Consider the following 23,902-nt stretch of genomic DNA (forward strand, 5'->3'; position numbering starts at 1 on the left):
GCGATGGACGTCGTGATCCAGATCATCGCTTCCGGCCTGACGCTCGGCGCTATGTACGCGGTCGCCACCATCGGCCTCTCGCTGGTCTACGGCTCGCTCAACATGCTCAACATGGCGCATGGCGCCATCCTGACGCTCGGCGGCTATATCTGCTACGCGGCCATCGTCCATGCCGGCCTCAATCCGGCGCTGGCGCTGCTCGCCGCCGCGCTCGTCTGCGCGCTGGTCGGGCTGCTGATCTATTTCTGCGCGGCGCTGCCGTTGCTCAGAGCCGAGAACTTCGAGACCAACATCTTCATCGCCACGATCGGCATCGGCAGCGTCATCGAGAACCTGATGCTGAAGGGTTTTGGACCTTATCCGATCCCGCAGCCGCTCGCGGCCGGCGGCCAGGTCGTCATCTGCAATGTGCACATACCGCTGCAGAACGTCTTCATCCTCGGCGTCGCCATCGTGCTGATGGTGGCAGTCGCCATCCTGCTGCAGCGCACCAGCACCGGCCGCGCCATCCGCGCCACCTCGATGAACCGCGAGGCGGCACAGCTTATGGGCGTCAGGGTCGGCCGCGTCTACGCGCAGGTGCTGGCGCTCTCCGGCGCGCTCGCCGCCGTGTCCGGCATCATGATCAGCTCGATCGCCACCCTGACCCCGGTGATGGGCGGCGACCCTATGCTGAAGGCCTTCATCGTCTGCGTGGTCGCGGGGCTTGGCAATGTCTACGGCGCCGTGATCGCTGCGATCGCGCTCGGCCTGCTCGAGGCCGCCACCCAGTATGTGCTCGGCGTGCGCTGGAGCTTCGCCACCTTGCTGCTTCTCGTCATCCTCGTGCTGATCTGGCGGCCCTACGGCCTGTTCGGCAAACAGCAGGTGGTACGCCTATGACATCCATCCGCCGCGACATCTTGATCGGTATTATCTGCCTGGCTCTCGCCGCCGCGCTCCCGCTTGCCATGCCCGGGCGCTACGTCATCACCCAGTCGACGCTGTTCTTCATCTGGGCGATCGTGGTGGTGCAGTGGAACCTCGTGCTCGGCATAGGCGGGATCTTCTCGCTGGCGCAGATGGCGCTGTTTGCCACCGGCGCCTACGCCACCGCAATGCTGGGCTTTTACTGGAAGGTGCCGATGCTTGCCGCCATCCCGATGGCCGGCGTCGTCGCCGTCGCGGTAGGCATGCTGATCGGCCTCGCGTGCCTGCGCCTGCGTGGCCCTTACGTGGCGCTGCTGACGCTGGCGATCGCGCAGGTCATGTATGTGCTCATCGTCAACGATACCGACTGCTTCACCACGGTCGGCGGCTGCATGCCGCTGTTCGGAGGCGTGCGTGGCATCGGCCAGTTCGGCGACATCGGCCTGCGCGCGCTGTTCCCGTCGAAGTGGTATGTCGCCCACTATTATGCCGGGTTGGCGCTGCTGGCGGTCGCAGTGACGATCTCGATCGTCGTCATCCGGGGACCGCTGGGCCTCGCCTTCCGGGCGTTGCGCGACAATCCGGACTACGCCATGTCGCGCGGCATCAGCCGTTTCAAATACCAGCTCTGGATCTTCGCGGTCTCCGCCTTCTTCACCGGCATCGCCGGCGGCTTCTACGCCATCCATTTCCGCGTCGTCGGCCCGACGGTGTTTTCCTTCTCGACGCTGCTGTTCCTGATCGCGATGATCGTCATCGGCGGCCTCGGCTCGATATGGGGTCCCCTGCTCGGCGCCGCCGTGCTGATGCTGGCCGACGAAGGCATGCGGGAGCTGTCCGACTACCGCAACATCGGTCTCGGGCTGCTGCTGGCGGTCTTCGTCATTGCATGGCCGAACGGGCTGAACGGCTGGCTGCAGCGAAGTCGAACCAGCCGCAATTGACGACGGCTTTCATCGCCGGCATCGGCATTCGCGACGGCAAATCCGCGATCCCGGCGAGGACGCCCGGTCTTATCCGGGCATCCTCGGAGACTCACCTCGCCTGGGCGGTAGATTACTTCTCCGCGTAAGTCGGCCTGCCGTCCGCGCCCTTCTTCCATTCGTAGATGACATAGTCGGGACGCGTGATGTCGCCCTTCTCGTCATAGCCGATGTCGCCGATCGCCGTCTTCCACGGGCCGCCTGCCTTGATGGTCGCGCCGACCTTCTGCGCGTCGTCGGCCGAGCCGGTCTTGTCGATCGCCGCGGCGACGATCTGGACCGCCGCGTAGGAGTAGAGCGTGTAGGCTTCCGGCTCGAAGCCGGCGGCGCGGAACTTTTCGACGATGTCCTTGGCGGCGGGGTTTTTGCGCGGGTCCGGCGAGAAGGTGTTCAAGGTGCCGATAACGGAATCGCCGGCGATCGAGGCGAGCTCGTTCGAGACCATTCCATCGCCCGAGAACAGCGTCGCCTTCAGGCCCTGGTCCGCCGACTGGCGCATGATCAGGCCCGCCTCGGTGTGGAGGCCGCCAAAATAGATCAGCGTGACGCCCGCTGCCTTCATCTTGGCGATGAGGGCGGAGAAGTCCTTGTCGCCGACATTGATGCCTTCATACATCACCTCGGTGATGCCGTCGGCGTTCAGATCCTTCTTGGCGACATCGACGAGGCCCTGGCCGTAGGGCGTCTTGTCGTGGACGATGGCGATCTTGGCGTCCTTGAAGTTCGCGGCGATATAGTCTCCCGCGACCTTGCCCTGCTGGTCGTCGCGGCCGCAGGTGCGGAAGGTGTTCCACAGGCCGCGCTCGGTGTATTGCGGGTTGGTCGATGCCGGCGAAATCTCGAGCACGCCGTTCTCGGCATAGACTTCCGAGGCCGGGATCGACACGCCCGAGTTGAAGTGGCCGACCACATATTTCACGCCGTCCGCGACGAATTTGTTGGCGACCGAAATGCCCTGTTTCGGATCGGAGACATCGTCGCCGATCTCGATCTTGATCTTCTGGCCGAGCACGCCACCGGCCGCGTTGATGTCGGCGGCGGCCTGCTCGGCGCCTTTCTGGAACTGGGCGCCGAACGCCGCGTTCGGGCCGGTTATCGGTCCGGCTACGCCGATGACGATGTCCGCCCAGGCGTTGCCCGCGAAGGCGACAAGCGCGGCCGCGGCGACCGCGGACAAGAGATATTTCTTCATATGAGGCTCCCATTTTGCGTGGTGGGCATTGGTTGAGGCTTCGATGCGATGCCCACGTCCGACGCATCGAGCTGACTTGAGTTGGCGCGGACCGCTTGTGCCGTCGGGCGGCGGTCAGGCCGTTGCGACCGGTTCAGGACATGAGTTCCACCGCCAATGCGGTAGCCTCGCCGCCGCCGATGCAAACCGCCGCGATGCCGCGCCTGAGACGATGTTTGCGAAGCGCCGAAACCAGCGTGACGATGATGCGCGCGCCCGAAGCGCCGATCGGATGGCCAAGCGCGCAGGCGCCGCCGTGGATGTTCACCTTGTCTGCCGGCAGATCGAGCTCGCGCATCGCCGCCATCGGCACCACGGCGAAAGCCTCGTTGATCTCGAAGAGATCCACGTCGCCCACATTCCATCCAGTTTTCGCGCAGAGCTTGCGGATGGCGCCGATCGGCGCCGTGGTGAAATGAGCCGGAGCTTGCGCATGCGTGGCATGGCCTCGGATTGCGGCGAGTGGCACGATACCCCTCTTCTGCGCATCCGAACCGCGCATCAGGACAAGCGCCGCCGCGCCGTCCGAGATCGAGGAAGAATTGGCCGCCGTGACCGTGCCGCCGTCACGGAAGGCCGGCTTGAGCAACGGTATCTTATCCAGCCGCGCCTTTGCGGGCTGTTCGTCCTCATGGACGGCCTGAGCGACCCCACCATCCCTGACGGCGACAGGAGCGATCTCGTCGGCAAAATCGCCATTGGCGATCGCCTTCTGCGCCTTCCGCAGGGAGTCGATGGCAAATGCGTCCTGGGCATCCCTGGTAAATTGAAAGGCCTCGGCGCAGTCCTCGGCAAAGGTTCCCATCAGACGGCCCTTGTCATAGGCGTCTTCCAGGCCGTCGACGAACATATGGTCGACGACCTTGTGGTGCCCCATGCGGTATCCGGAGCGCGCTCGCTCCAGCAGGTAGGGTGCGTTGGTCATGCTCTCCATGCCACCCGCCACGGCAACCGTCGCGCTGCCGGCGGCAATGCGATCATGGGCAAGCATGGCCGCCATCATGCCGGAACCGCACATCTTGTTGACGGTGGTGGCCGGGACGCCCAGAGGCAGGCCTGAGGCGAGCGCCGCCTGACGCGCCGGCGCCTGCCCCTGGCCCGCGGTCAAAACGCAGCCGACGAGCGCCTCATCGACGGATCCGATCCCGACCCGCGACCGTTCCAAGGCCGCGCGGAGCGCGGTGGCCCCAAGTTCGGCAGCCGCAACGTTCTTGAAAACGCCCTGAAACCCGCCAAGCGGCGTCCTGGCTGCTCCGGTGATTACGACAAGGTCTGCATGCTGGCGCAAAAAACTCCTCCGTTGTTGCCGGGCTAGCGCGGCGCCATGCGCAACGCGCCGTCGAGGCGGATGACCTCGCCGTTGAGCATGGTGTTCTCGCAGATGTGCTTCAGCAGGCCGGCATATTCGTCCGGACGACCGAGGCGCGGCGGGAAAGGCACGCTGGCGCCCAGGGCATCGCGCACCTCCTGCGTCATGGCGGCCATTATCGGCGTCTCGAAAATCCCGGGCGCGATGGTGACGACACGAATGCCGTGCCGTGCCAGCTCCCGCGCGGCCGGCAGTGTCAGCGCGGCCACGCCACCTTTGGACGCCGCATAAGCCGCCTGTCCGATCTGCCCGTCGAAGGCCGCGATAGAGGCCGTGTTGACGATCACGCCGCGCTCGCCGCCGGCGTCGGGCTCGCCCTCCGCCATCGCCGCCGCGGCGAGCCGCAGCATGTTGAAAGTGCCGACGAGATTGATGGCGACGGCGCGGGCAAAAAGATCAAGGGAATGCGGAGCGTTGCGTCCCACGATCCTTTCGCCCGGCGCCACGCCGGCGCAGTTCACCAGCCCATGGATGCGTCCGAACACATCCATCGCAAGCCGGATGGCGGCGACGCCATCGGCCTCGCTGGTGACGTCGCCCTGCTGGAAACGCACCCTGCCGCCCAATCCGGCTGCCACCGCCTGGCCCGCATCGGCGTTGATATCGATCGCCAGCACGCTGGCGCCCTCGCCGGCGAGCATGCGGGTGACGGCCGCTCCCAAACCGGAGCCGGCCCCTGTCACCAGAAATGTCTTGCCTTCAATCTGCATCCAACATGCCCCGTCTTCAGGGCATATTGGCTGCAAGCGAAGTGGCATACGATGACCGTAGGACCGAGATTTGGTGATCGATTTTGCAATGTTTCGGGACTGCTTTGCCTGCGCGTCAGTTCGCCGACGCGTTGTCGCGCAGATCGATATCGGACGAGGCTTCGCGGCGGAACAGGGCCGGGCTCTTGCCGGTCCATTTGTGGAATGCGCGATGGAACGCGCTCGGCTCGGAAAAGCCGATGTCGGCGGCAAGGTCGGCGACGCTGCGTCTGCCGTTGAGCAGGGCCTCCATCGCCAGCGCCCTGCGCATCTCGTCCTTGATCGACCGGTAGCTCTGGCCCTCCGACTGGAGCCTGCGGCGCAAGGTCGGCGCCTGCATGCGCATGCCGGCGGCAAGCCGCTCGAAGCTCGGCCACGCCGCCGGCGCGGTGGCTTGCAGGCGTCCGCGTATGGCCGCCGAGAGCCCCTCGTCATGGCGGTAGCGCACGAGGATGTTGGCCGGTGCCTTGCGCAGGAATTCGCGCAAGCCGCAGGCGTCGCGGATGACCGGCAGCTTCAGGAATTCGGCGTCGAAGACAAGGCGGCTCTGGGGCTGGTCGAACCGCACCGGCGCACCGAAGAACAGACGGTAGTCGCTTCCCGTCGGCGGGATGCTGCATTTGAAATCCACCCAGCGGATGGGAAGGCGCCGGCCCACCAGCCAGCAATTCACGCCATGGACGATGATCCAGAAGGTGCGGTAGGCGAAGGCCGAGCGCAGCGGCCCGGAATCGCTCAACCTGATTTCGGCGAGCCCATCCCCGACGATCAGCTCGCCATGCGGATCGTCGAGCACGGCGCGCAGGAAGCGCAGGCCCCTGCGCAAGGCATGCTCCAACGTCTCGGTGGTGAGCAGCGCCTGGCAGAGCAGCGCGAAACTGCCGGCCCGCATCGGCCTGGCGCCTTCGCCGAAGAACTCGTCGTCCATCTCCTGCGCGACGGCATGCCAGAGCGCGCCATATTGCTCGGTCGAGATCGGCCCGGAAATTACCGGCGGCAGCCCGACGCTCGCCAACAGAGGCTCGACCTCGACGTCGTGGCGGCGAAGGCATTCGAGCGTGTCGTCCATGAAACAGGGGGCGATCATCCGGCGCTGCATCGCGTGGGGCTCCGTCCTCCTTCTGCTAGCGCTCGCCGCGATCGAAGGTGGCGGCGCCGACACCCTGTTGCCGCAGGGCGGTCCTGGCGACCTTCTCCGTCGGTGTCCGGGGAAGCGGCGTGTCGGTGATCTCGATGTAGCGCGGCACCATGTGGCGCGGCGCCGATGCTCGGAAATGCGCCAGCAATTCGGCCGCCTCCAGCGTCGAGCCAGGCCGCCGCTGGGCCACGACCATGATGTCTTCCTCGGTGAACTCCGACGGAATCCCGAACGCGGCGCTCTCGACAATGTCGGGGTGCTTCTCGGCGACGGTCTCGACCTCGTAGGCCGAGATGTTCTCGCCGCGCCGCCGGATCGCCTCGTTCAGCCGGTGCTTGAAATAGAGCCAGCCATCCTCGTCCAGGCAGCCGGCGTCGCCGGAATGGTACCAGAGGTTCCTGAGCGTCTGCACCGTCTTGGCGTCCGCCCGGTAGTAGCCGGAAAACATGCTCCAGTTTTTGCGCGGGCGCGACACGATCTCGCCGACGGACCCATGCGGCAGCGGCCGGTCCTTGTCGTCGACGATCGCGACTTCCCAATCGGGATGCGGACGGCCGCAGGAGCCCTCTTTCGTGTCTCCCACGGTGTCGAGGGTCACGAAACCCGTCTCGGTCTGCCCGTAGCCGGTGACGAGCCGCATGCCGAAGCGCCGCTCGAACGCCTCCTTGTCCGGCACCATGGGAATGCACTGGCAGATGCGCACAGGATTGGCGCCGTCGCCATCCGAGGGCGGCTGGCGCGACAGGATGACCGCCATGGCGCCGAGCAGGTTCGTCGCCGTGGCGCCGCTGGCCCGGACCTGGTCCCAGAAGCGCGAGGCGCTGAAGCCGTCGACCAGCGTCGTGCGGGTGCCGTAGATCAGCGGCAGATAGACCCCGAACATCTGCGCGTCGGTGTGGAACAGCGGCAGTGCCGAGAAATAGCTGTCGGTGGTCGTGTAGCCGAGATTGAGCGCCATCCCCGCCGCCCAGGAATAGCAATGATGGTGGGACATCAATGCGCCCTTCGCCGGGCCGGTGGTGCCCGAGGTGTAGAGGATCGCCATCGGGTCGGAATAATGGGTGTCGGCGAGATCGAAATCCGGCTGTCCGGCCATGCATTCCTCGAAGGAGACGATGCGGCCGATCCTGATGCCGGCCGCCCGGGCCTCGCCCGGATCGACGCCGACGAGGATGAGCGTGCGCAAGTCCGGCAGACGGTCCTGGACCCTGGCGAGATCGTCAAGCGCGCTGGCGTCCGCGACCAGAACCCCGGCGCCGCAATTGTTGAGGTTGTGGCAGAGCAGGTCGCCCTTCAGGCCCGGATTGCTAGGCACCTCGATGGCGCCAAGGCTCGACACGGCGAACCACGTCGCGACCAGCTCAAAACAATTGGGCAAGAGCATTGCTACCCGGTCGGACTTGCCGATACCGAGGCCGCGCAGGCCGCGCGCCAACCGGGCCGAAGCGATCCGCATCTCCTCGAAACTGGCGGAATGTCCGCAGATGTCGATGAACGGGCTGTTGCCCAGGCGCTCGGCCTGCTGCTGCAGGATTTTCGGCAGCACCCGGTTCTCCAGATCGTCGTCGTGCTGGCCCGGGATGTAGAAGGAAGGGGCGAGTTCGAGCATGGTCATGGATCAAAAATTCTTTGCCCGCGCCTGAGCGTCCGGAGACAGGAAACCGCTCACCGTGGCCCTGGTCTCGAGCGCCATCGCGTCGGCAAGGGAAGAGTGGAAGCCGTTGTTGATGGCCTGCTTGATGTCCGCCACGGCGCTTTCCGGACGCTCCGCTATCGCCAAAGCGAGTTTTCTCGCCTCGTCGAGCAATTGCCCCTCGGGAAAGAGCTTCCAGGCGATGCCGACCTCGAGCGCTTTCCTGGCATCATGCTTCTCGCCCAGGATCATCAATTCCTTGGCGACCTGCGGCCCTGTCTGCTTGGTCAACAGCGCGGTGATGCCGCCGGTGACGAACAGCCCGTAGGTGACTTCGGGAAAGAACCAGCGCGCGTTGTCGGCGAAGAGCGTGAAATCGCAATTCACCGCCCATTCTAGCGCGCCGCCCACGCACCAGCCATGCACCGCGGCGATGACGATCTTGCGCGACTGCATGATCTGCAGGGTGATGTTCTGGATGGCGTCCACCCAGGCCTGTGTCGTGGCCTCCGAGGTGGTCTGGGAGTCGAGGTCCTTGAGATCGTCGCCGGAGCAGAAGGCGCGTCCCTCGCCATGCAGGATGACGGCGCGGATCAACGGGTCCGCTTCGGCCTTCGCCAGCGCCTCGGACAGCCCGTCGACGAGCTGCCTGTTCATGGCGTTCAACCGTTCGGGACGGTTAAGCTTGACCCAGGCGATTGCGCCGTCGTGCCTGGAAATGACTGCGCCCATCTTCTCGTCCCCCATCTTGGCATTCTCCTCAAACGATCATCGGTTCGGCGTAAGCGCCCCAGACCTCGCGCAGCGCAGCGCAGATCTCGCCAAGCGTCGCCTTCGCCTTCACGGCCTCGATGGTCTTCGGCAAAAGATTGATGTCGTCGGACTTCGCCTGCTCGGCGAGTTCCTTCAGCAATTCCCGGACGCGGGCGTTGTCGCGCCCAGCCCGCACCGCCTGGAGGCGATCGATCTGCAGCTGCGTGCACGCTTCGTCATAAGGATGGATGTGCACTTCGGCCGATCGGCTGGCCTCGTCGACATAGCGGTTGACGCCGACCGAGATCTTCTCGCCGCTATCGATCTTCTGGAACGTCGCGTAGGCAGAGTCCGCCAGCTTCTGCTGGAACCAGCCTTCCTCGACCAGCTTCACGGCGCCACCGCGCTCGTCCACTTCGTCGAGAAGCTTCCAGATCTCGGTCTCCATGTCGCGCGTTAGACGCTCGATGAAATAGGAGCCGCCGAGCGGATCGATGACGGAGGTCACGTTGATCTCGTCGCGGATGATCTGCTGGGTGCGGATGGCCAGCTTCATGGCCTCTTCGGTCGGGATGGCGAAGGCTTCGTCGAGCCCGTTGGTGTGCATGCTCTGGCAGCCGCCCAGCACGGCGCCGAGCGCCTGGATGGCCGTGCGCATGAGGTTGTTGTGGTGCTCGACCTTGGTCAGGCTCATCGCCGCGGTCTGCACATGCACCCTGAGCCGCATGGACTCCGACTTCCTGGCCTTGAAGCGCTGCGCCATGATCTTGGCGTAGACGCGCCTTGCCGCCCTGAACTTGCAGATCTGCTCGAAGAAATCCTGATGGCTGATGAAGAAGAAGGACAGACGGGGCGCGAAGTCGTCGATGTCCATGCCGGCGCCGGTGACCTCCTCGCAATAGGCGATGGTGAAGGCCATGATGAAGGCGATCTCCTGCAGCGCGTTGCCGCCGACATCCGAGAGGTGATAGCCGCTGAGGCTGATCGGATTGATCTTCGGCGTCGCCTTGGCGCTGTACATGATAAGGTCGCGCAGCAGCCTCACCGCCGGGCGCACCGGATAGATCCACTCCTTCTGCGCGACGTATTCCTTCAGCGGATCGGCCTGCAACGTGCCCGCCAGCTTGTGGAGGTCGTAGCCGCGCCGTTCCGCGACGGCGACATACATGGCGTAGACCACCCAGGCCGACGGATTGATGGTGAGCGAGACCGAGATCTTTTCCAGGTCGATCCCGTCGAAGAGCCGGTCGACATCGTCGACCGTGTCGATGGCGACGCCGACGCGCCCGACTTCACCGAAGGCCCGTGGATCGTCCGAGTCCAGGCCAAGCAGGGTCGGCAGGTCGAAATCGGTGGAGAGCCCGGTCTGGCCGGTCTGGATCATGTATTTGTAGCGCTGGTTCGTGGCCTCGGGATTCCCGAAGCCGGCGACCTGCCGGATGGTCCAGGGCCGGCCGCGATACATCGTCGGATAGGCGCCGCGGGTGAAGGGATAGGCGCCGGGGAAACCGAGCTCGTCGGCCGGAATGTCGGCGATGTCGGCGGCCGTGTAGACACGCTTCAGCGGAATGCCGCATTCGGTCTCGTAGACCGGCTTTTCCTCCGGCCTGCTGCCAAGCGCGGCGGCGAGTTCCTTCTCCTCCCACGCGGTCTGTTTCTCGCGGATGTCCTCGAGCGCGGTTTGCGAGAACAGGTTCATGTCGCTTGCCCCTCGTTCGTCCAGCCGAGCAGAAGGCGAGCCGCGCCGGCGGGGTCCATGTCCCTGTTGACGACGGCCTGGATGTGCTCTCCGATCTCGCCGGCCCGCTCATCGAATTTGCGCTGGAAAAGATATTTGGCCGCGCCAAGGATCCGCGTCCGGCAAATGCCCCGCTGCCGCTCGACCAGCTCGCCGCTTTCGCGCAGATGCGACCAGTGCCTGGAAATGGCGTCCTTCAGCTCGCCGAGCCGCTCGCCCGAGACTGCGCTGACCGCAAGCACGGGCGGCGTCCATTTCGATCCCGCCCTTTCCGAGCCTAGGGTCATCATGCCGCGCAGGGCCGAAACGGTCACCGCCGCCTCCGGCTTGTCGGATTTGCTGACCGCGTGGATATCGGCGATCTCCAATATGCCGGCCTTGATCGCCTGTATGTCGTCACCGAGACCGGGCGCCGAGAGAACAACAATGCTGTGCGCCGCCGTCACCACCTCCACCTCGTCCTGGCCGACGCCGACGGTCTCGATGATGATGGGCGAGTAGCCGGCGGCGTCGAGGACGTCGACCGCCTGCAGCGTCGATCGCGCGAGGCCGCCCAGATGGCCGCGGGTCGCCATGCTGCGGACGAAGGCCTGGGAGGACGAAGCCGCCTCGCTCATGCGCACCCTGTCACCGAGGATCGCGCCGCCGGAGAACGGGCTGCTCGGATCGACGGCGACGACGCCGACCTTGTGCCCCTCCGACGCGAAAGCCCGGATGAGGGAAGACACGAGCGTGGACTTGCCGGCTCCCGGAACGCCGGTGATGCCGACGACATGCGCCTTGCCGGTGTGCCTGTAGATTTCCGCCAGCGCCGGCGCTGCCTCAGGATAGCCGGCCTCGGCGCGCGTGATCATGCGGGCGATGGCCGCAACGTTGCCCGAGAGGATCTCGGGCACAAGCTCCGTCGATGGCCTGTATGCCGCGCGCTTCACCGGTCGCGAAGGCATGGAGACGGTCATATGCGACCACGAGCGGCAACCAGGTTCCTGATCGTCGTCACGATCAGTTCGGCCCTCGCCTCCTGCGGCACGATCGCGTCGACGCCGCTGTCCCACAGGGCTGCATAGTCCTGTTCGGGGATGACGCCGCCGGCGACGACGAAGATGTGGTCCGCCTTCTGCTCGCGCAGGCAGCGCCCCAATTCCCGGAACAGCGGAACATGCGAGCCGGAAAGAAGGCTGACGCCGATGACGTCGACGTCCTCCTGCACCGCCGCCGCCACCACTTCGTCCGGCGACTTGTAGAGGCCGGTGTAGACGACCTCCATGCCGGCATCGCGCAGGATCCGCGCAACCACCTTGGCGCCCCGGTCGTGCCCGTCCAGCCCCAGCTTGGCGACAAGCACGCGGATGGTGCCAGTCGCCGCGTCCCGGTCCGGCGCGTCGCCCATAGCCTGTTCGGTCATGCTCGCTTCGCTCATCGGTTTCTGTCCGTCACTCGGCAGCCATGCGGCCGCTCGCGGACAGCACCGCCTCGATGGCGTCGGAGATCGTGCGCAATCCGAGGTCGAGCTCCTCCTCGGAGATCGTCAGCGGCGGGGCGATGCGGAACACGCCGCCCATGCCGGGGAGCTTGACGATGTTCATGCTCAGTCCGCGCTTGAATGCCTCGGCGGCAATTTTCGCGCCGAGCTCGTGATCGGGCTCGCGGCTCTCTCCGTTCTTGACGATCTCGACGCCCAGCATCAGGCCGCGACCGCGGACATCGCCGATGCATTCGAAGCGCTGCTTGAGGCCGGACAGGCCGTCGAAAAGCCTTCTGCCGAGATGGCGCGCGCGCTCGACAAGGCGTTCCTCTTCCACGACGTCGAGCACGGTCACGCCGACGGCGGCCGGCAACGGATCGGAGACGTGGGTGGTGTAGAACAGGAAGCCGCGCTCATGCGCGGTTTCCTCGATTTCGGCCGTCGTCATGACAGCCGCCAGCGGAAGGCCTGCGCCGATGGTCTTCGACAGAGTGAGGATGTCCGGCGTGACGCCGTCGCGCTGGAAGGCGAACATATCGCCGGTGCGGCCGACGCCGGTCTGCGCCTCGTCGAGGATGAGCAGCATGCCGCGTTCGCGGCATTTCTGCTTCAGCGCCGCGAGATAGCCCTGCGGCAGCTCCAGCATGCCGCCGCTCGACAGGATCGGCTCGGCGATAAAGGCCGCGAGGCTGCCGGTCGACTGGCTGTCGACCAGGGCGAACGCGTCATCGAGCTCGGCTGCCCAGTCGAGCGAGCCGTCGGGTTTCTTGAAGCGCGGGCGAAAGCTGTTCGGCGCCGGGATCGCGATCGAGCCGACCGCCGCCGGGCCGTAGCCCTTGCGCCCGGCGCTGTAGGTGGCGGAGGCCGCAACGCCGGTCATGCCGTGCCAGCTTTTGGAGAAGGCGACGATCTCGTGCTTGCCGGTCACCAACTTCGCCATGCGGATGGCCGCCTCGTTCGACTCCGCGCCCGTCGAAAGCAGGAGCGCCCTGTCGAGGCCGGGCGCCAGCCCGGCGAGGCGCTCGGCCAGCTCGACAACCGGACGGGACAGCATGCCGCTGAAGAGATGCGCGACCGTTTCGACCTGGCGGCGCACCGTCGCGACGATCCTCGGATGCGCATGCCCGAGCAGCGCGCTCATCTGGCCGGAGGTGAAGTCGAGTATGGGCCGGGCATCGGCGTCGTAGACGAACGAGCCTTCGGCCCGCTCGATGATGGCGGGCTCGAAGGCGCCGCCATATCGGATGAGGTGCTTTCGCGCCGCCGACCAGAAGACATTATCCAGGTTTCTCGACATCTCGCAGCCTCGCTAAAACGCAAGCCCGGAGATTAGCGGCTGGCGCTACAGCAGTAAAATTGATAGATATCGGACTCCGTTATCAATGGAATTGATATGCCCGCGCCCCTCGATCTCAGATTGCTGTCGACCTTCGTCCGCGCGGCGCATTCCGGAACGCTCAGCGCCACCGCCGTGCAGGTCGGGCGCACGCAATCGGCGGTGACGATGCAGATACAGCGGCTCGAAGACGCGCTCGGCGGCCAGAGCCTGTTCCATCGAAGCGGCAGCGGCGTGCGCCTCACCGGCAGCGGCGAGCGCTTCCTTGCCTATGCCGAGCGCATCCTCAAAATCCACGACGAAGCGGTTTCGGCCTTCTCCGGCAAGGGGCTGCAGGGTTCGATCATCTTCGGCAGCCCGGAAGACTATCTGAGCGCCTTCTTTCCGACGCTCTTGAGAAGCTTCGGGAGCCTTTATCCGGACATCGAGATCAAGGTGGTGTCGGCGCCGACCGTCGAGCTGCACAGTCTTCTGCATGCGCGCCAGGTCGATCTGGGGCTGGTCTCCATTCCGGACGCGAGCGCCTCCAGGGAGGTCGTGCGCACGGAAGCGATGGTCTGGGTCGGCAGCAAGCCGACATTGGAGATGCACGAGTTCGGCGAGACCGTGCCGCTGGCCCTGCCGGCGTCGAACGCCATGGACCACAAGGCGGCCTGCGACGCCATGGCCCGCGCCGGGCTGCGCTACAAGATAGCCTATGCCAGCAACAGCCTTACCGGCCTGATAGCGGTGGCGCGTTCCGGCCTTGCGATAAGCGTGATGACACAGAAAGCCGTCCCGCCGGATCTGTTCATCCTCAACGCCCCGCTTCCGAGACTGTCCCGGCTCGGCGTTCTGATCGCCTTTGCGGAAACCACGCGATCGCCGGCCATCGAGGCGTTTGCCAGTCACATCCGAGGTATCCTGCCGTCGCTGTAATCAACTCGCCGCCGTCAAGATGGGGCGAGCAATGGTCCAACCATCGATTAGCTCTCCCAGAGGCAACCAATCCCCGCTAGATGTGGGCGCATCGGATGAGCTATCGGGAGCAAAAATGATCTTACTGACGAGAGCTGTGGTTCAGCCCTGGAATTGCGACATGATGGGCCACATGACGACGCGGTTCTACGTCGCGTTCTTCGACGACGCCATCAACATCCTGCTCGGACAGGCGACCGGCTGGGCGCCGACGACGCCCGAATGGGCCGACAGGGGGTGGGCGGACGTCCGGCATGAGATCGACTTCGTCGGCGAGGTGCCATCGGGGGTCATCGTGGAAATCCACGGCACGGTCCGCACTGTCGGCCGCACGTCGATCCAGACGGACTACGAGATGCGCAGGCTGCATGGCGGCGAACTCGCGGCCAAGCTGGCCGCCAAGACGGTCTTCTTCAACCTTGCGGAACGGAAATCGACCCCGCTGACGGAGCCTATGCTCGAGCGCCTGAAATCCTGGATGACTCCCGCCGCTGCGCCAAGCCATGGCGGCGACGCTTGAGCTGCGTCGATGGCGCTGAGGGCCAGGGAAGGCTGCCAGTCGGGATCGCTTAGCTCGCAAGCCCGCCAAAACACAAATATTTCAGCTCGAGAAAGTCATCCAGGCCGTATTTGGAGCCTTCGCGACCGAAGCCCGATTGCTTGATGCCGCCGAAGGGCGCCACTTCGGTCGAGATCAGGCCAGTGTTGATGCCCACCATGCCGTACTCCAACGCTTCGGCAACCGCCCAGACGCGGCTGGTGTCCTTGGCGTAGAAGTAGGCGGCGAGGCCGAACTCGGTATCGTTTGCCATTTCGATGACGTCGTTGACCGTGTCGAAGCGGAACAAGGGCGCCAACGGGCCGAACGTCTCTTCCCGGGCGACCGCCATCCGCGAGGTTACCCCGGTCAACACCGTCGGCCGGATGAAGTTGCCGCCGAGCGGATGGTCCGGGCCGCCCGCGACGATGCTGGCGCCTTGCGAGACGGCATCCTCGATGTGGCGCCTGACCTTGGCGACGGCGCGCTCGTCGACGAGCGGGCCGATCTCGGTGCCCTCCGCGAAGCCGTCGCCGACTTTGAAGCCATTGACGCGGCTCGCCAGCTTCTCGGCGAACGCATCGTAGATGCCGCTCTGCACATAAAGCCTGTTGGCGCAGACGCAGGTCTGTCCGGCATTGCGGTATTTCGAAACGATCGCGCCTTCGACCGCAGCATCGACATCGGCATCGTCGAACACGATGAAAGGCGCGTTGCCGCCGAGTTCCATGCTGAGCTTCATCACTTGCGCGGAGGCTTGCGCCATAAGCGTCCGGCCGACCTCGGTCGATCCCGTGAACGTGAGCTTGCGAACCTTGGCGTTTTCGCAAATCTCATCGCCGAAGTCCGAACTCTTGGTGATCGGGACGATGCTCAGCAGCCCGGCCGGCACGCCTGCCCTTTGCGCGAGCACGGCCAAGGCCAGGGCGGAGAGAGGTGTCAGCGCCGCCGGCTTGAAGACCATCGAGCAGCCCACCGCCAGTGCCGGAGCAATCTTGCGCGCCACCATCGCCGAGGGAAAATTCCAGGGCGTGACCGCGCCGACGACGCCAACGGGCTGCTTGATGACGACGATCCTCTTGTCGCGGGCATGGCCAGGAATCGTGTCGCCATAGACCCGCTTGGCTTCTTCGCCGAACCACTCGATGTAGGATGCGCCGTAGAGGATTTCGCCTTTGGACTCGGCGAAGGGCTTGCCCATCTCGGCGGTCAGGATCGTCGCCAGGTCGTCGAGATTGGCAATGGTCAGGTCATACCAGCGCCGCAGGACGGCGGCGCGCTCCTTGCCGGTGCGGGCCGCCCAGTCCTTTTGCGCGACATAGGCCACGTCGATCGCCTTGGCGATCTCGGCGCGCGTGAAATCGGGCAATGTCGCCAAGACTTCGTTGGTCGAGGGGTTGGTGACCTCGAACGTCTTTCCGGACTGGGACCGGCCAAGCCACTCATTGCCGATCAATCCCTGTTCCCGGATCAGATCCTTGTCCTTGATCTTGCCAAGCAGTGTCGCGGATACGGCCATGGTCAGGCACCTTCACTGGATTCCGATTGGCCCTTGAGGAGAAGCGCCCGGGCCTGGGCGATGATGGGCGCGTCGATCATCCTGCCATCGACGAGGCGGGCCGCGCCGTCCCGAGCGGTGTCGACGACGCGCCGCGCCCAGCGCAATTGTTCTTCGCTTGGCCGGAATGCGGCAGCGACATGCGATATCTGGGCGGGGTGGATGCAAAGCTTCCCGCCGGCGCCATGGTCCAGGGCCTGCCGGCATTCGAAGGACAGCCTGGCGGTATCCGTCACCTCGAAGGACGGGCCATCCAGCGGCAGGGCCTTGCCGGCGGACCTGCTGGCCACGGCCAGCCGCATCATGGCATGCGCCCTGAGGGCCTCGGAGGCGGCCACGCCCAGGTCGAGGGCGAAGTCGGCAGGCCCGAAGGCCAGTGTGGCGACATGAGAATGACCGGCCAAGGCGGCCGCTTCCTCCAGCCCACGCGCCGTTTCGATCAGGGCGATGATCTCGACGTCGTCACCCAATGCCTGCACGACCGCATCGAGCGTGACCGGCGACTCCGCCTTCGGCAGGCATATGCGTCGCAGTCCCAATGCCTTGAGCGCGGCAATATCGTCGCCGTGCCAGCTGCTGTCCGTGGCGTTCACGCGAACATAGGCGGGGTTGTGCAGCGCCAGCATCTGGCGGAGGTTGGAGCGGGCGGCGTCCTTGGCAGCAGGCACGACCGCATCTTCGAGATCGACGATCACCGCGTCGGCGCCGGACCGGTCGGCCTTGTCAAACCGTTCCGGCCGATCTGCCGGTACGAACAAAGGCGCGACCAAAGGGCGGCGTTGGGTGCCGTGCGGGCTCATGGCGCCGGATCCCGACCGACATCGGCCTCCATATGGACGACACCGCCGTCGCCTTGGGCCCAGAACCGCTGGGCGTCAGGGGAAGCGGCGATGGTCAGGCGGCGGCCGGCGATCGCCGGCGCAACGCCTCGATAGCGGAAGGTCGCCGGGATGCCCGTGCCGTGAGCCGCCGCGAGGTTGAGCATCAGCGTGGCTTGCAGCGGGCCGTGGACCACCAGACCCTCATAGCCTTCCGCCTGGGTGGCGTAAGGCAGGTCATAGTGGATCCGATGGCCGTTGAACGTGATGGCCGAATAACGAAACAAAAGCGTGGACGACGGGACCACGGTCCACGACCTGCCGACGGGACGGCCTGGCGCCGGGGCGGTCTTCTCGCGGTCCGGTGCGACGTGCTTCGGCACCGCGGCCTCGCGATAGACGATATCGTGCCGTTCGCTCAGCGCGATGCCGCGTGACGTATGATAGCGATGATCCACCGCGACGAACCAGAGCTCGCCCGACCTGCCTTGCTTGCGGACAATGTCGCGGATCGTGGAGACCCGCCGGACTTCATCGCCGATCCGCAAGGCGTCGTGCACCTGCAATTCACCACCCGCCCACATGCGGCGCGGCTGGGGCACCGGCGGCAGTGACAGGTTCATGGCCGGATGGCCATCGGCTCCTAACTGGTCCATCGCGGCGATCGCCGGCGACAGGCACCAATGGATGCCCAACGGCGCGAAGCCGGCGGCCACCGGCGCGAGATGGGGCTCGAATATCGCCCTGAAGCTTTGCACGAGGCGCTCCGAAACGACATCGAAGCTCTCGCTTTGACGGCCAATCCATTCGGCGAATGGCTTCTGCTCGGTCGCGTTCACTTCACTCGCCCGTCAGTAGGAACGTGGCATTCCGAGCACATGCTCGGAGAGATAGGACAGGATGAGGTTCGTCGAGATCGGCGCCACCTGGTAGAGTCGGGTTTCGCGGAACTTGCGCTCGACATCGTATTCTTCGGCAAAGCCGAAACCGCCATGGGTCTGGACGCAGGCATTGGCGGCCTCGTTCGAGGCATCGGCGGCCAGCATCTTGGCCATGTTGGCTTCGGCGCCGCAGTCGAGGCCGGCCTCGTAGAGACGCGTCGCCTCGCGGACCATCAGCTCGGCCGCGCGCATGTTGGCATAGGCCCTGGCGATCGGAAACTGGACGCCCTGATTGGCACCGATCGGCCGGCCGAAGACGTTGCGCTCGCAGGCATAGGCCGAGGCCTTCCCGATCAGCCATTTGGCGTCGCCGATGCATTCGGCGGCGATCAGGATCCGCTCGGCATTCATCCCGGACAGGATATAGCGGAAACCCTTGCCTTCCTCTCCGACCAGGTTTTCGGCAGGGACCCTGACGCCGTCGAAGAAGACCTCGGTCGTGGAGTGGTTCATCATGGTGCGTATGGGCCGGATCGAAAGACCCTGCTTGAGTGCCTCGCGCATGTCGAGGATGAACACCGACAAGCCTTCGGTGCGCTTGGAGACCTGGTCCTTCGGGGTCGTGCGGGCAAGCAGCAGCATGAGGTCGGAATATTCGGCCCGGCTTGTCCAGATCTTCTGGCCGCTCACGACATAATGATTGCCGTCCTTGCGGGCGAATGTGCGGATCGAGGTCGTGTCGGTGCCGCTGGTGGGCTCGGTGACGCCGAATGCCTGCAGCCTCAGCTCGCCGGAGGCGATCTTCGGAAGATAGCGCTGCTTTTGCTGCTCATTGCCATGCCGCAGCAGCGTCCCCATGACGTACATCTGCGCGTGGCAGGCGGCGCCGTTGCACCCGGCGCGCTGGATCTCCTCGAGCACGGCGGCCGCCGCCGAAAGCGTCAGGCCGGCACCGCCATACTCCTCGGGGATCAGCGTCGCGAGGTAGCCGGCTTCGGTCAGCGCGTTGACGAAATCCAGGGGGTAGGCGCGGTCGGCGTCGAGCTTGCGCCAGTATTCGCCCGGAAACCGCTCGCAGAGCCGACGCACGGCCTCGCGGATCTCCTCGTTGTCGACATCCTTGAACATCAAGCGCTCCGCGCGGCACGTGCCTGGGGACGCGCGTCTCCAGCGATTTCAAACAAACCCAGCGAGCGCACCGGACGGTTATCGGGCAGTGCAAGGATGGCGCCGATCAGTTCGTCGGCCCGGGCTTGCGAATTGCCGCCGGCAACGAGCTGCGCGCGCGCTTTCTCGGAGAGCTCGGCCGCCGTCACCGGATTGTCGGGATCTCCCTTGGCGTCGTGTCGCGCGGCGGAAAGGCGCCGGCCGGAAGCCGTCTCCACCTCGATTTCAGCGCCCCACGACTCGGGGTAGGCAGCCTCGATCCTCGGCGCCAGCCCGACGTCGACTTTCTTGCGTTCGCCGGCCATCCGCTGCCGGGCATCGGCATCGAAGCTCGCCTGGTCGACGCGGCCGTCCGCCAGCGCGATCGCCACCGTGTGCTGCAGGGAGAACTTGGCGCTGTAGGGATCCTCGGGGGTGGGCCGATCGCACACGTCCAGCGCGGCCCGGTAAGCGCCGACCTTCACCTTGGCGATGGCTTCGCCGGCTATCTCCTTGTGCAAGGCGATGGCGCCGTCGATCGCCGGATGGGTATGACGGCAGCAGGGCCATGGCTTGATCGAGGTGTTGATCAATTGCCAGGGCCGTTCGGGCGCGGCCGTCACCGCGTCCGGAATCGGGTCGGCGCACAGGCCCGCATAGAAGCCCTTTTCGCCCTCCAGGATGTTTTGCGCGCCCGTGAAGCCTTCCCTGGCCAGGAACGATGCAAGTACGCCCGACTCCGCTGCCCGGGCGGTATGAAGATGCTTGCTCATGGCGCCTTCGGCCAGGAACTCCCAAAGTCCCGATGACTGGGTCCCGGCGTTGCCGAGCGCCCAAACGGTCCTGTCGTCATCGAGGCCGATGAGCTCGGCCACGGCAAAAGCCGCGCCGAACGGCCCGCAGGTCGAGGTGTTGTGCCAGACCCGGTAATGCTTCTTGCCGACGGACATGCCGACGCGGCAACAGGCTTCGTATCCCGCGAGAACCGCGCGGAGGAACGCGTCGCCGCCAAGGTCGTGATCGTGGGCCACGGCCCAGGCCGCGGGAATGACGACGCTTCCCGGATGGGTCACCGAATCCCGATGCAGGTCGTCCATCTCCAGAATATGGGACAAACCGCCGAGATAGAACGCCTTGCGTGCCGTATCCGCCTGCGCCGGCGGCGCGACCGCCTTGAGCATGCGGGCAGGTTCGGTCGGCAACGCGCCAAGCGCGCAGCCAAGCGTATCCAGGACGAACAGCGATGCCCATTCCAGATCGCGTTCGGTCACCGGCTTTTCACGGATCAACCGGGTCAGGTCGCGGGTCAGGCTCATAGCGTTCTATTCCCTATGCGTTGGGATCCAGCCGTTTCCGGCGGACCGAACTCCCGCCGCAAAGCCACATCGTGTTCGCCAAGCGAGGGCACCCTGCCCAGTTCGGGGCGCTTGCCATCGACCGTGACCGGCGGCGCGAAAAGCTCGACCGGACCGATCGCGGTCTCGACCGCGACCCTGGTCGCGCTGCGATGCGCCGCCAGATCCGCCATGGTCGACACGCGGCCATATCCAAGGCGCACCTGGTCCAGCAGCTCGCACAGCGCGGACATGGTGTAGGGCGCCAGGATCGCCTGCACGCATGCGTCGAGCGGTTCGCGGTTCTTGATGCGCAGGACGTTGCGTTCGAATCTCGGATCCGTCGCGACCGACGGCTGGCGCAGGACGCTCTCGCAGAAGACGGCCCATTCGCGTTCGTTCTGGACGGCGATCAGGATTTCCCCATCGCTCACGCGAAACAGTCCGTAGGGCGCGATCGACGGGTGGGCGAGGCCGAGCCGGCTGGGCTCCTTGCCGCCGTAATGGCGCGCCAGATAAGGCACGTTCATGTATTCGGCGAGGGTGTCGAACAAGGAGACTTGCAGGTGAGCCCCTTCGCCTGTCCGGGCGCGCATGATCAGGGCTTCGAGGATGGCGGCATAGGCGGCCTGGCCGGTGGCGATATCGGATATCGATATGCCGACGCGGGTCGGACCCGACGTCGCCGATCCCGTGACGCCAGCCAGACCCGCTTCCGCCTGGATGAGCAGGTCATAGGCTTTCCGATCGTGATCGGGCGTTCCCGGCGCGTAGCCACCAATGTCGCACACGATCAACCTGGGGAACCGCCGCCTCAAGTCGGCGCTGCCGATGCCCAGCCGGTCGGTGGCGCCGGGCACCAGGTTCTGGATAAACACGTCGGCCGTGGCGAGCATCGCTTCGACCAGCGCCAGATCATCCGGTCGCTTCAGGTCGACGGTACAGGATTGCTTGCCGCGGTTGTTCCAGATGAAATAGCTGGACAGGCCGTGGACGTAGTCGTCGTAGCCGCGCGCGAAATCGCCCTCGGGGCGCTCGAGCTTGATGACGCGCGCACCGGCGTCGGCGAGCCGCGACGTCGCCAGGGGCGCAGCCACGGCTTGCTCCAGCGAGACGACGGTTGTTCCCTCCAGCGCGCCTGGCATGGCTCGCTCCTTATCCTGCTTTTCCGATACCATCGCACCGGAAGGGTCCCCTCCGTCAAATAGCGTTTTGTAATGGGAGGTATAGCGAAACGACACAGTCGACCGTCCGCCCGCCGTGCCCTAGCCAAACAGGTCGGGGCGCTGGTTTTCGTCGGAAAGCTCGGCGCTCCAGGCCTGATCCTTCACCAGCTGGCGCAGTATATCCCACGACAGCTGACCCACTGCCCGGGGAGCCGTCTGCAGCGGGCGTTCCGTCGAATAAGCCAGGTACACTTTCCGGGTGATGGGCGGGTCCTGGAAACTCCACGCCCGGAACAGGCCGGCCTGGGTCTCGGCATTGATCGCCATGCGCGGCAGGATCCCGAAACCGATACCACGGGTCACCAGTCGCTTGATTTGGGTATAGGAGTCGATTTCGATCGCCGGGTTGATGGCGACTTGGACCGACGTCGCGACGGCTTCGATCAGCTCCCGCAGACCATGGCCGGGGCCCGGCACGACCAGGGGCAACCCGGCGACGTCGCGGAGCTCGACGGAAGCCCCCCGAAAGTCGCCGGCGCCCGCCATGGACGGGTTGGCAAAGAGACAGATTTCCTCGGACAGGCCGTGGTGAACCGCGAGACCCCTCGGGTTCGACGTCGCATAGATCATCGCGAGGTCGACTTCGCCGCGCTTCAACCACTCGAGAATGTAGCCGCTCATCGCCTCGACGACGCGGATGCGCACCTCGGGGAAGCGCTCGCGCGCCGCTTCAATCAGCGGCGCCGCGAGAAGCTCGCTCACCGTGCCTGGAAGGCCGAAGCGCACTTCGCCGCGCGGCGCGATGGCGGCGCCCCTGACGCTGTCGCTGATTTCCGCGAACTCGGCGAGAATGCGCTTGGCATGCACCATGAGCCGCGCGCCGGCTTCCGTCGCGCTGACGCCGTGCGGCCCGCGATGAAGGAGCGGAAGTCCAAGCTCCTCCTCCATATGCCTGACATGCTGGCTCAGCGCCGGCTGCGCCACATGGAGCTGCGTGGCGGCTTTCGAGAACGAACCGCTTTCGACGACCTGGGAAAAATATTTAAGCTGACGAAGATCCAAAACGGCTCCCTGCGGCCCATCAAGGGACACCGTATAATATTTCGTTATTGAGGCAACGGCAAAATAGCGGCGATCCGTCTATCCCTGCCCCAACAAGACCGCTTCCACGCTGCCCTTGGATTTCCTGATGCGCCCCGCCAGCCGCCGGATTTCGTCGATCAAAGCGGTCAGCACTGCATGCTGGGAACCGACGTCTCGGGGCCGAACGATAGCGATGGTGCGGGCCATGTCGCTGTCGGCTATGGCATAAGCGCTCAGCGTGTGTTCCTCCAGTTCGCGTGTCACGCTGGAATGCGGCAGGATCGTCGCGTATTGCGTGCTCTTGTCCGCGATGACGGCTTTCACGGCGCTGAGTGAATCGAGTTCTAGCTCCGGCTTCAGCGCAACACCTCGCCGCCGGTAGACCCGGTCGATGATCCGCCTCAGCTCATGGATTTCGCTCGGCAGTATCAATCGCAGCCGGCCGATGTCCTCAAGCCGACATGGTGCATCGGCCGTGTCGACCGCATAGGACGTCACCAGCACGAGGCGCTCCGCGAACAGATCGACGACGTCGAGCCGATCCGGAGAACCGGGCCGGTAGGTAAGCGCAGCGTCCAGTCGGCCGCCGCGCATGAGACTGGCCAGGTCGCCGCTATAGGCTTCCACCACATTGAGCGTCACACCCCGATATTGAGCTCCGACGAAATTGCGGATGTCTTCGAGAAACAGCGGTGCGATGGTCGGGCATATGCCGAGCGCGATCTCGCCTTTGAGCTTGTCCGAGCGCTGGCGCACCGTGCGGACGGCGTCATCCAGCCCATCGATGTGCAGGCGCGACTGGCCAAGGAGAAAGCGCCCCTCGGTCGTGGGCTCCGCACCGCGTCCGCTCCGCTTGATCAAGGCGATGCCGACTTCCTTCTCGAGCAGCTTGATCTGCCGCGTCAGCGACGGCTGGGCCACGCCGATGGATTGGGACGCACGCGAGAAGCCGCCATGCTCGCAGACCGCAATGAAATAGCGCAGGCGCCTGAGGTCGATACCTTCCATGCCCCGCCGCCCCCGCTAGACCGTGATGGCGTTTCGTTGAATCGCCATCACGATCCAGTTCTTTGTTGGAGCATGATCTTTCTCCGAAAACCGGTTCCCACTTTTCAGG

General features: G+C 65.4%; 22 protein-coding genes. 4 read left to right on the forward strand and 18 right to left on the reverse strand.

Annotated elements, in window-relative coordinates; all coding sequences use genetic code 11:
- Window positions 1-3: 3 nt before the first annotated feature.
- Together FJ471_RS10370 and FJ471_RS10375 are read left to right on the forward strand one after the other, a co-directional pair.
- The gene (locus FJ471_RS10370; RefSeq protein WP_140803057.1) at window positions 4-882 is read left to right on the forward strand and encodes a branched-chain amino acid ABC transporter permease; all 879 of its coding nucleotides are present in this window, start codon (window positions 4-6) and stop codon (window positions 880-882) included.
- Complete coding sequence (locus FJ471_RS10375; protein WP_140803058.1) at window positions 879-1,853, forward strand: branched-chain amino acid ABC transporter permease; 975 nt, start codon at window positions 879-881, stop codon at window positions 1,851-1,853. The genes FJ471_RS10370 and FJ471_RS10375 overlap by 4 nt, the downstream gene beginning before the upstream one ends.
- 112 nt (window positions 1,854-1,965) lie before the next feature.
- Here FJ471_RS10375 and FJ471_RS10380 read toward each other — a convergent pair whose 3' ends face one another.
- From FJ471_RS10380 to FJ471_RS10425, 10 genes are all read right to left on the reverse strand, one after another.
- A complete protein-coding gene (locus FJ471_RS10380; RefSeq protein WP_140803059.1) occupies window positions 1,966-3,084 on the reverse strand; it encodes a branched-chain amino acid ABC transporter substrate-binding protein in 1,119 nt (372 codons plus the stop codon).
- Window positions 3,085-3,217: 133 nt separating this feature from the next.
- The gene (locus FJ471_RS10385; protein WP_140803060.1) at window positions 3,218-4,411 is read right to left on the reverse strand and encodes an acetyl-CoA C-acyltransferase; all 1,194 of its coding nucleotides are present in this window, start codon (window positions 4,409-4,411) and stop codon (window positions 3,218-3,220) included.
- Window positions 4,412-4,434: 23 nt separating this feature from the next.
- Window positions 4,435-5,202 (reverse strand): SDR family NAD(P)-dependent oxidoreductase, encoded by a 768-nt coding sequence (locus tag FJ471_RS10390; protein ID WP_140803061.1) that lies wholly within the window; start codon window positions 5,200-5,202, stop codon window positions 4,435-4,437.
- 115 nt (window positions 5,203-5,317) lie between these two features.
- Entirely contained in the window at window positions 5,318-6,340 is a 1,023-nt protein-coding gene (locus FJ471_RS10395) for an AraC family transcriptional regulator (RefSeq protein WP_140803062.1), read from the reverse strand.
- 25 nt (window positions 6,341-6,365) lie between these two features.
- Complete coding sequence (locus FJ471_RS10400; RefSeq protein WP_140803063.1) at window positions 6,366-7,994, reverse strand: AMP-binding protein; 1,629 nt, start codon at window positions 7,992-7,994, stop codon at window positions 6,366-6,368.
- Window positions 7,995-7,997: 3 nt separating this feature from the next.
- A complete protein-coding gene (locus FJ471_RS10405; RefSeq protein ID WP_246684678.1) occupies window positions 7,998-8,759 on the reverse strand; it encodes an enoyl-CoA hydratase/isomerase family protein in 762 nt (253 codons plus the stop codon).
- 13 nt (window positions 8,760-8,772) lie between these two features.
- Entirely contained in the window at window positions 8,773-10,464 is a 1,692-nt protein-coding gene (locus FJ471_RS10410; RefSeq protein WP_140803064.1) for a methylmalonyl-CoA mutase family protein, read from the reverse strand.
- The gene (gene meaB / locus FJ471_RS10415) at window positions 10,461-11,450 is read right to left on the reverse strand and encodes a methylmalonyl Co-A mutase-associated GTPase MeaB (protein WP_246684679.1); all 990 of its coding nucleotides are present in this window, start codon (window positions 11,448-11,450) and stop codon (window positions 10,461-10,463) included. Before meaB ends, FJ471_RS10410 begins: the two co-directional genes overlap by 4 nt.
- A gap of 8 nt (window positions 11,451-11,458) precedes the next feature.
- Window positions 11,459-11,908 carry a cobalamin B12-binding domain-containing protein gene (locus FJ471_RS10420; protein WP_140803108.1) on the reverse strand — a complete coding sequence of 150 codons (450 nt, stop codon included), beginning with the start codon at window positions 11,906-11,908 and terminating at the stop codon, window positions 11,459-11,461.
- Between the two features lie 28 nt (window positions 11,909-11,936).
- Window positions 11,937-13,265: an aspartate aminotransferase family protein gene (locus FJ471_RS10425; RefSeq protein ID WP_140803066.1), complete on the reverse strand. Its 1,329-nt coding sequence runs from the start codon at window positions 13,263-13,265 to the stop codon at window positions 11,937-11,939.
- Between the two features lie 96 nt (window positions 13,266-13,361).
- Here FJ471_RS10425 and FJ471_RS10430 point away from each other — a divergent pair, with 96 nt between their 5' ends.
- Both FJ471_RS10430 and FJ471_RS10435 read left to right on the forward strand, forming a co-directional pair.
- Complete coding sequence (locus FJ471_RS10430) at window positions 13,362-14,222, forward strand: LysR family transcriptional regulator (protein WP_140803067.1); 861 nt, start codon at window positions 13,362-13,364, stop codon at window positions 14,220-14,222.
- A gap of 115 nt (window positions 14,223-14,337) precedes the next feature.
- Window positions 14,338-14,781 carry a thioesterase family protein gene (locus tag FJ471_RS10435; RefSeq protein ID WP_181179306.1) on the forward strand — a complete coding sequence of 148 codons (444 nt, stop codon included), beginning with the start codon at window positions 14,338-14,340 and terminating at the stop codon, window positions 14,779-14,781.
- 49 nt (window positions 14,782-14,830) lie between these two features.
- Here the strand turns inward: FJ471_RS10435 and FJ471_RS10440 are convergent, their stop codons facing one another.
- The 8 genes from FJ471_RS10440 to FJ471_RS10475 all read right to left on the reverse strand — a co-directional run bounded on the left by FJ471_RS10440 (window position 14,831) and on the right by FJ471_RS10475 (window position 23,793).
- Window positions 14,831-16,318: an NAD-dependent succinate-semialdehyde dehydrogenase gene (locus tag FJ471_RS10440; protein ID WP_140803069.1), complete on the reverse strand. Its 1,488-nt coding sequence runs from the start codon at window positions 16,316-16,318 to the stop codon at window positions 14,831-14,833.
- Between the two features lie 2 nt (window positions 16,319-16,320).
- The gene (locus FJ471_RS10445) at window positions 16,321-17,157 is read right to left on the reverse strand and encodes a CoA ester lyase (RefSeq protein WP_140803070.1); all 837 of its coding nucleotides are present in this window, start codon (window positions 17,155-17,157) and stop codon (window positions 16,321-16,323) included.
- Window positions 17,154-18,014 carry a MaoC family dehydratase N-terminal domain-containing protein gene (locus FJ471_RS10450; protein WP_140803071.1) on the reverse strand — a complete coding sequence of 287 codons (861 nt, stop codon included), beginning with the start codon at window positions 18,012-18,014 and terminating at the stop codon, window positions 17,154-17,156. Before FJ471_RS10450 ends, FJ471_RS10445 begins: the two co-directional genes overlap by 4 nt.
- Before the next feature lie 12 nt (window positions 18,015-18,026).
- Window positions 18,027-19,184 carry an acyl-CoA dehydrogenase family protein gene (locus tag FJ471_RS10455; RefSeq protein ID WP_140803072.1) on the reverse strand — a complete coding sequence of 386 codons (1,158 nt, stop codon included), beginning with the start codon at window positions 19,182-19,184 and terminating at the stop codon, window positions 18,027-18,029.
- Window positions 19,184-20,518 (reverse strand): MmgE/PrpD family protein, encoded by a 1,335-nt coding sequence (locus tag FJ471_RS10460; RefSeq protein ID WP_140803073.1) that lies wholly within the window; start codon window positions 20,516-20,518, stop codon window positions 19,184-19,186. The genes FJ471_RS10455 and FJ471_RS10460 overlap by 1 nt, the downstream gene beginning before the upstream one ends.
- Window positions 20,515-21,777, reverse strand: a complete 1,263-nt coding sequence (locus FJ471_RS10465; protein WP_318013964.1) for a CaiB/BaiF CoA-transferase family protein — start codon at window positions 21,775-21,777, stop codon at window positions 20,515-20,517. Before FJ471_RS10465 ends, FJ471_RS10460 begins: the two co-directional genes overlap by 4 nt.
- Window positions 21,778-21,801: 24 nt before the next feature.
- A complete protein-coding gene (locus FJ471_RS10470) occupies window positions 21,802-22,764 on the reverse strand; it encodes a LysR substrate-binding domain-containing protein (RefSeq protein WP_246684680.1) in 963 nt (320 codons plus the stop codon).
- 78 nt (window positions 22,765-22,842) lie between these two features.
- Window positions 22,843-23,793, reverse strand: a complete 951-nt coding sequence (locus FJ471_RS10475; protein WP_140803075.1) for a LysR substrate-binding domain-containing protein — start codon at window positions 23,791-23,793, stop codon at window positions 22,843-22,845.
- Between the last annotated feature and the right edge of the window lie 109 nt (window positions 23,794-23,902).

Origin of the sequence: Mesorhizobium sp. B2-7-1 (genome assembly GCF_006440735.1) — a bacterium.
Classification (GTDB): domain Bacteria; phylum Pseudomonadota; class Alphaproteobacteria; order Rhizobiales; family Rhizobiaceae; genus Mesorhizobium.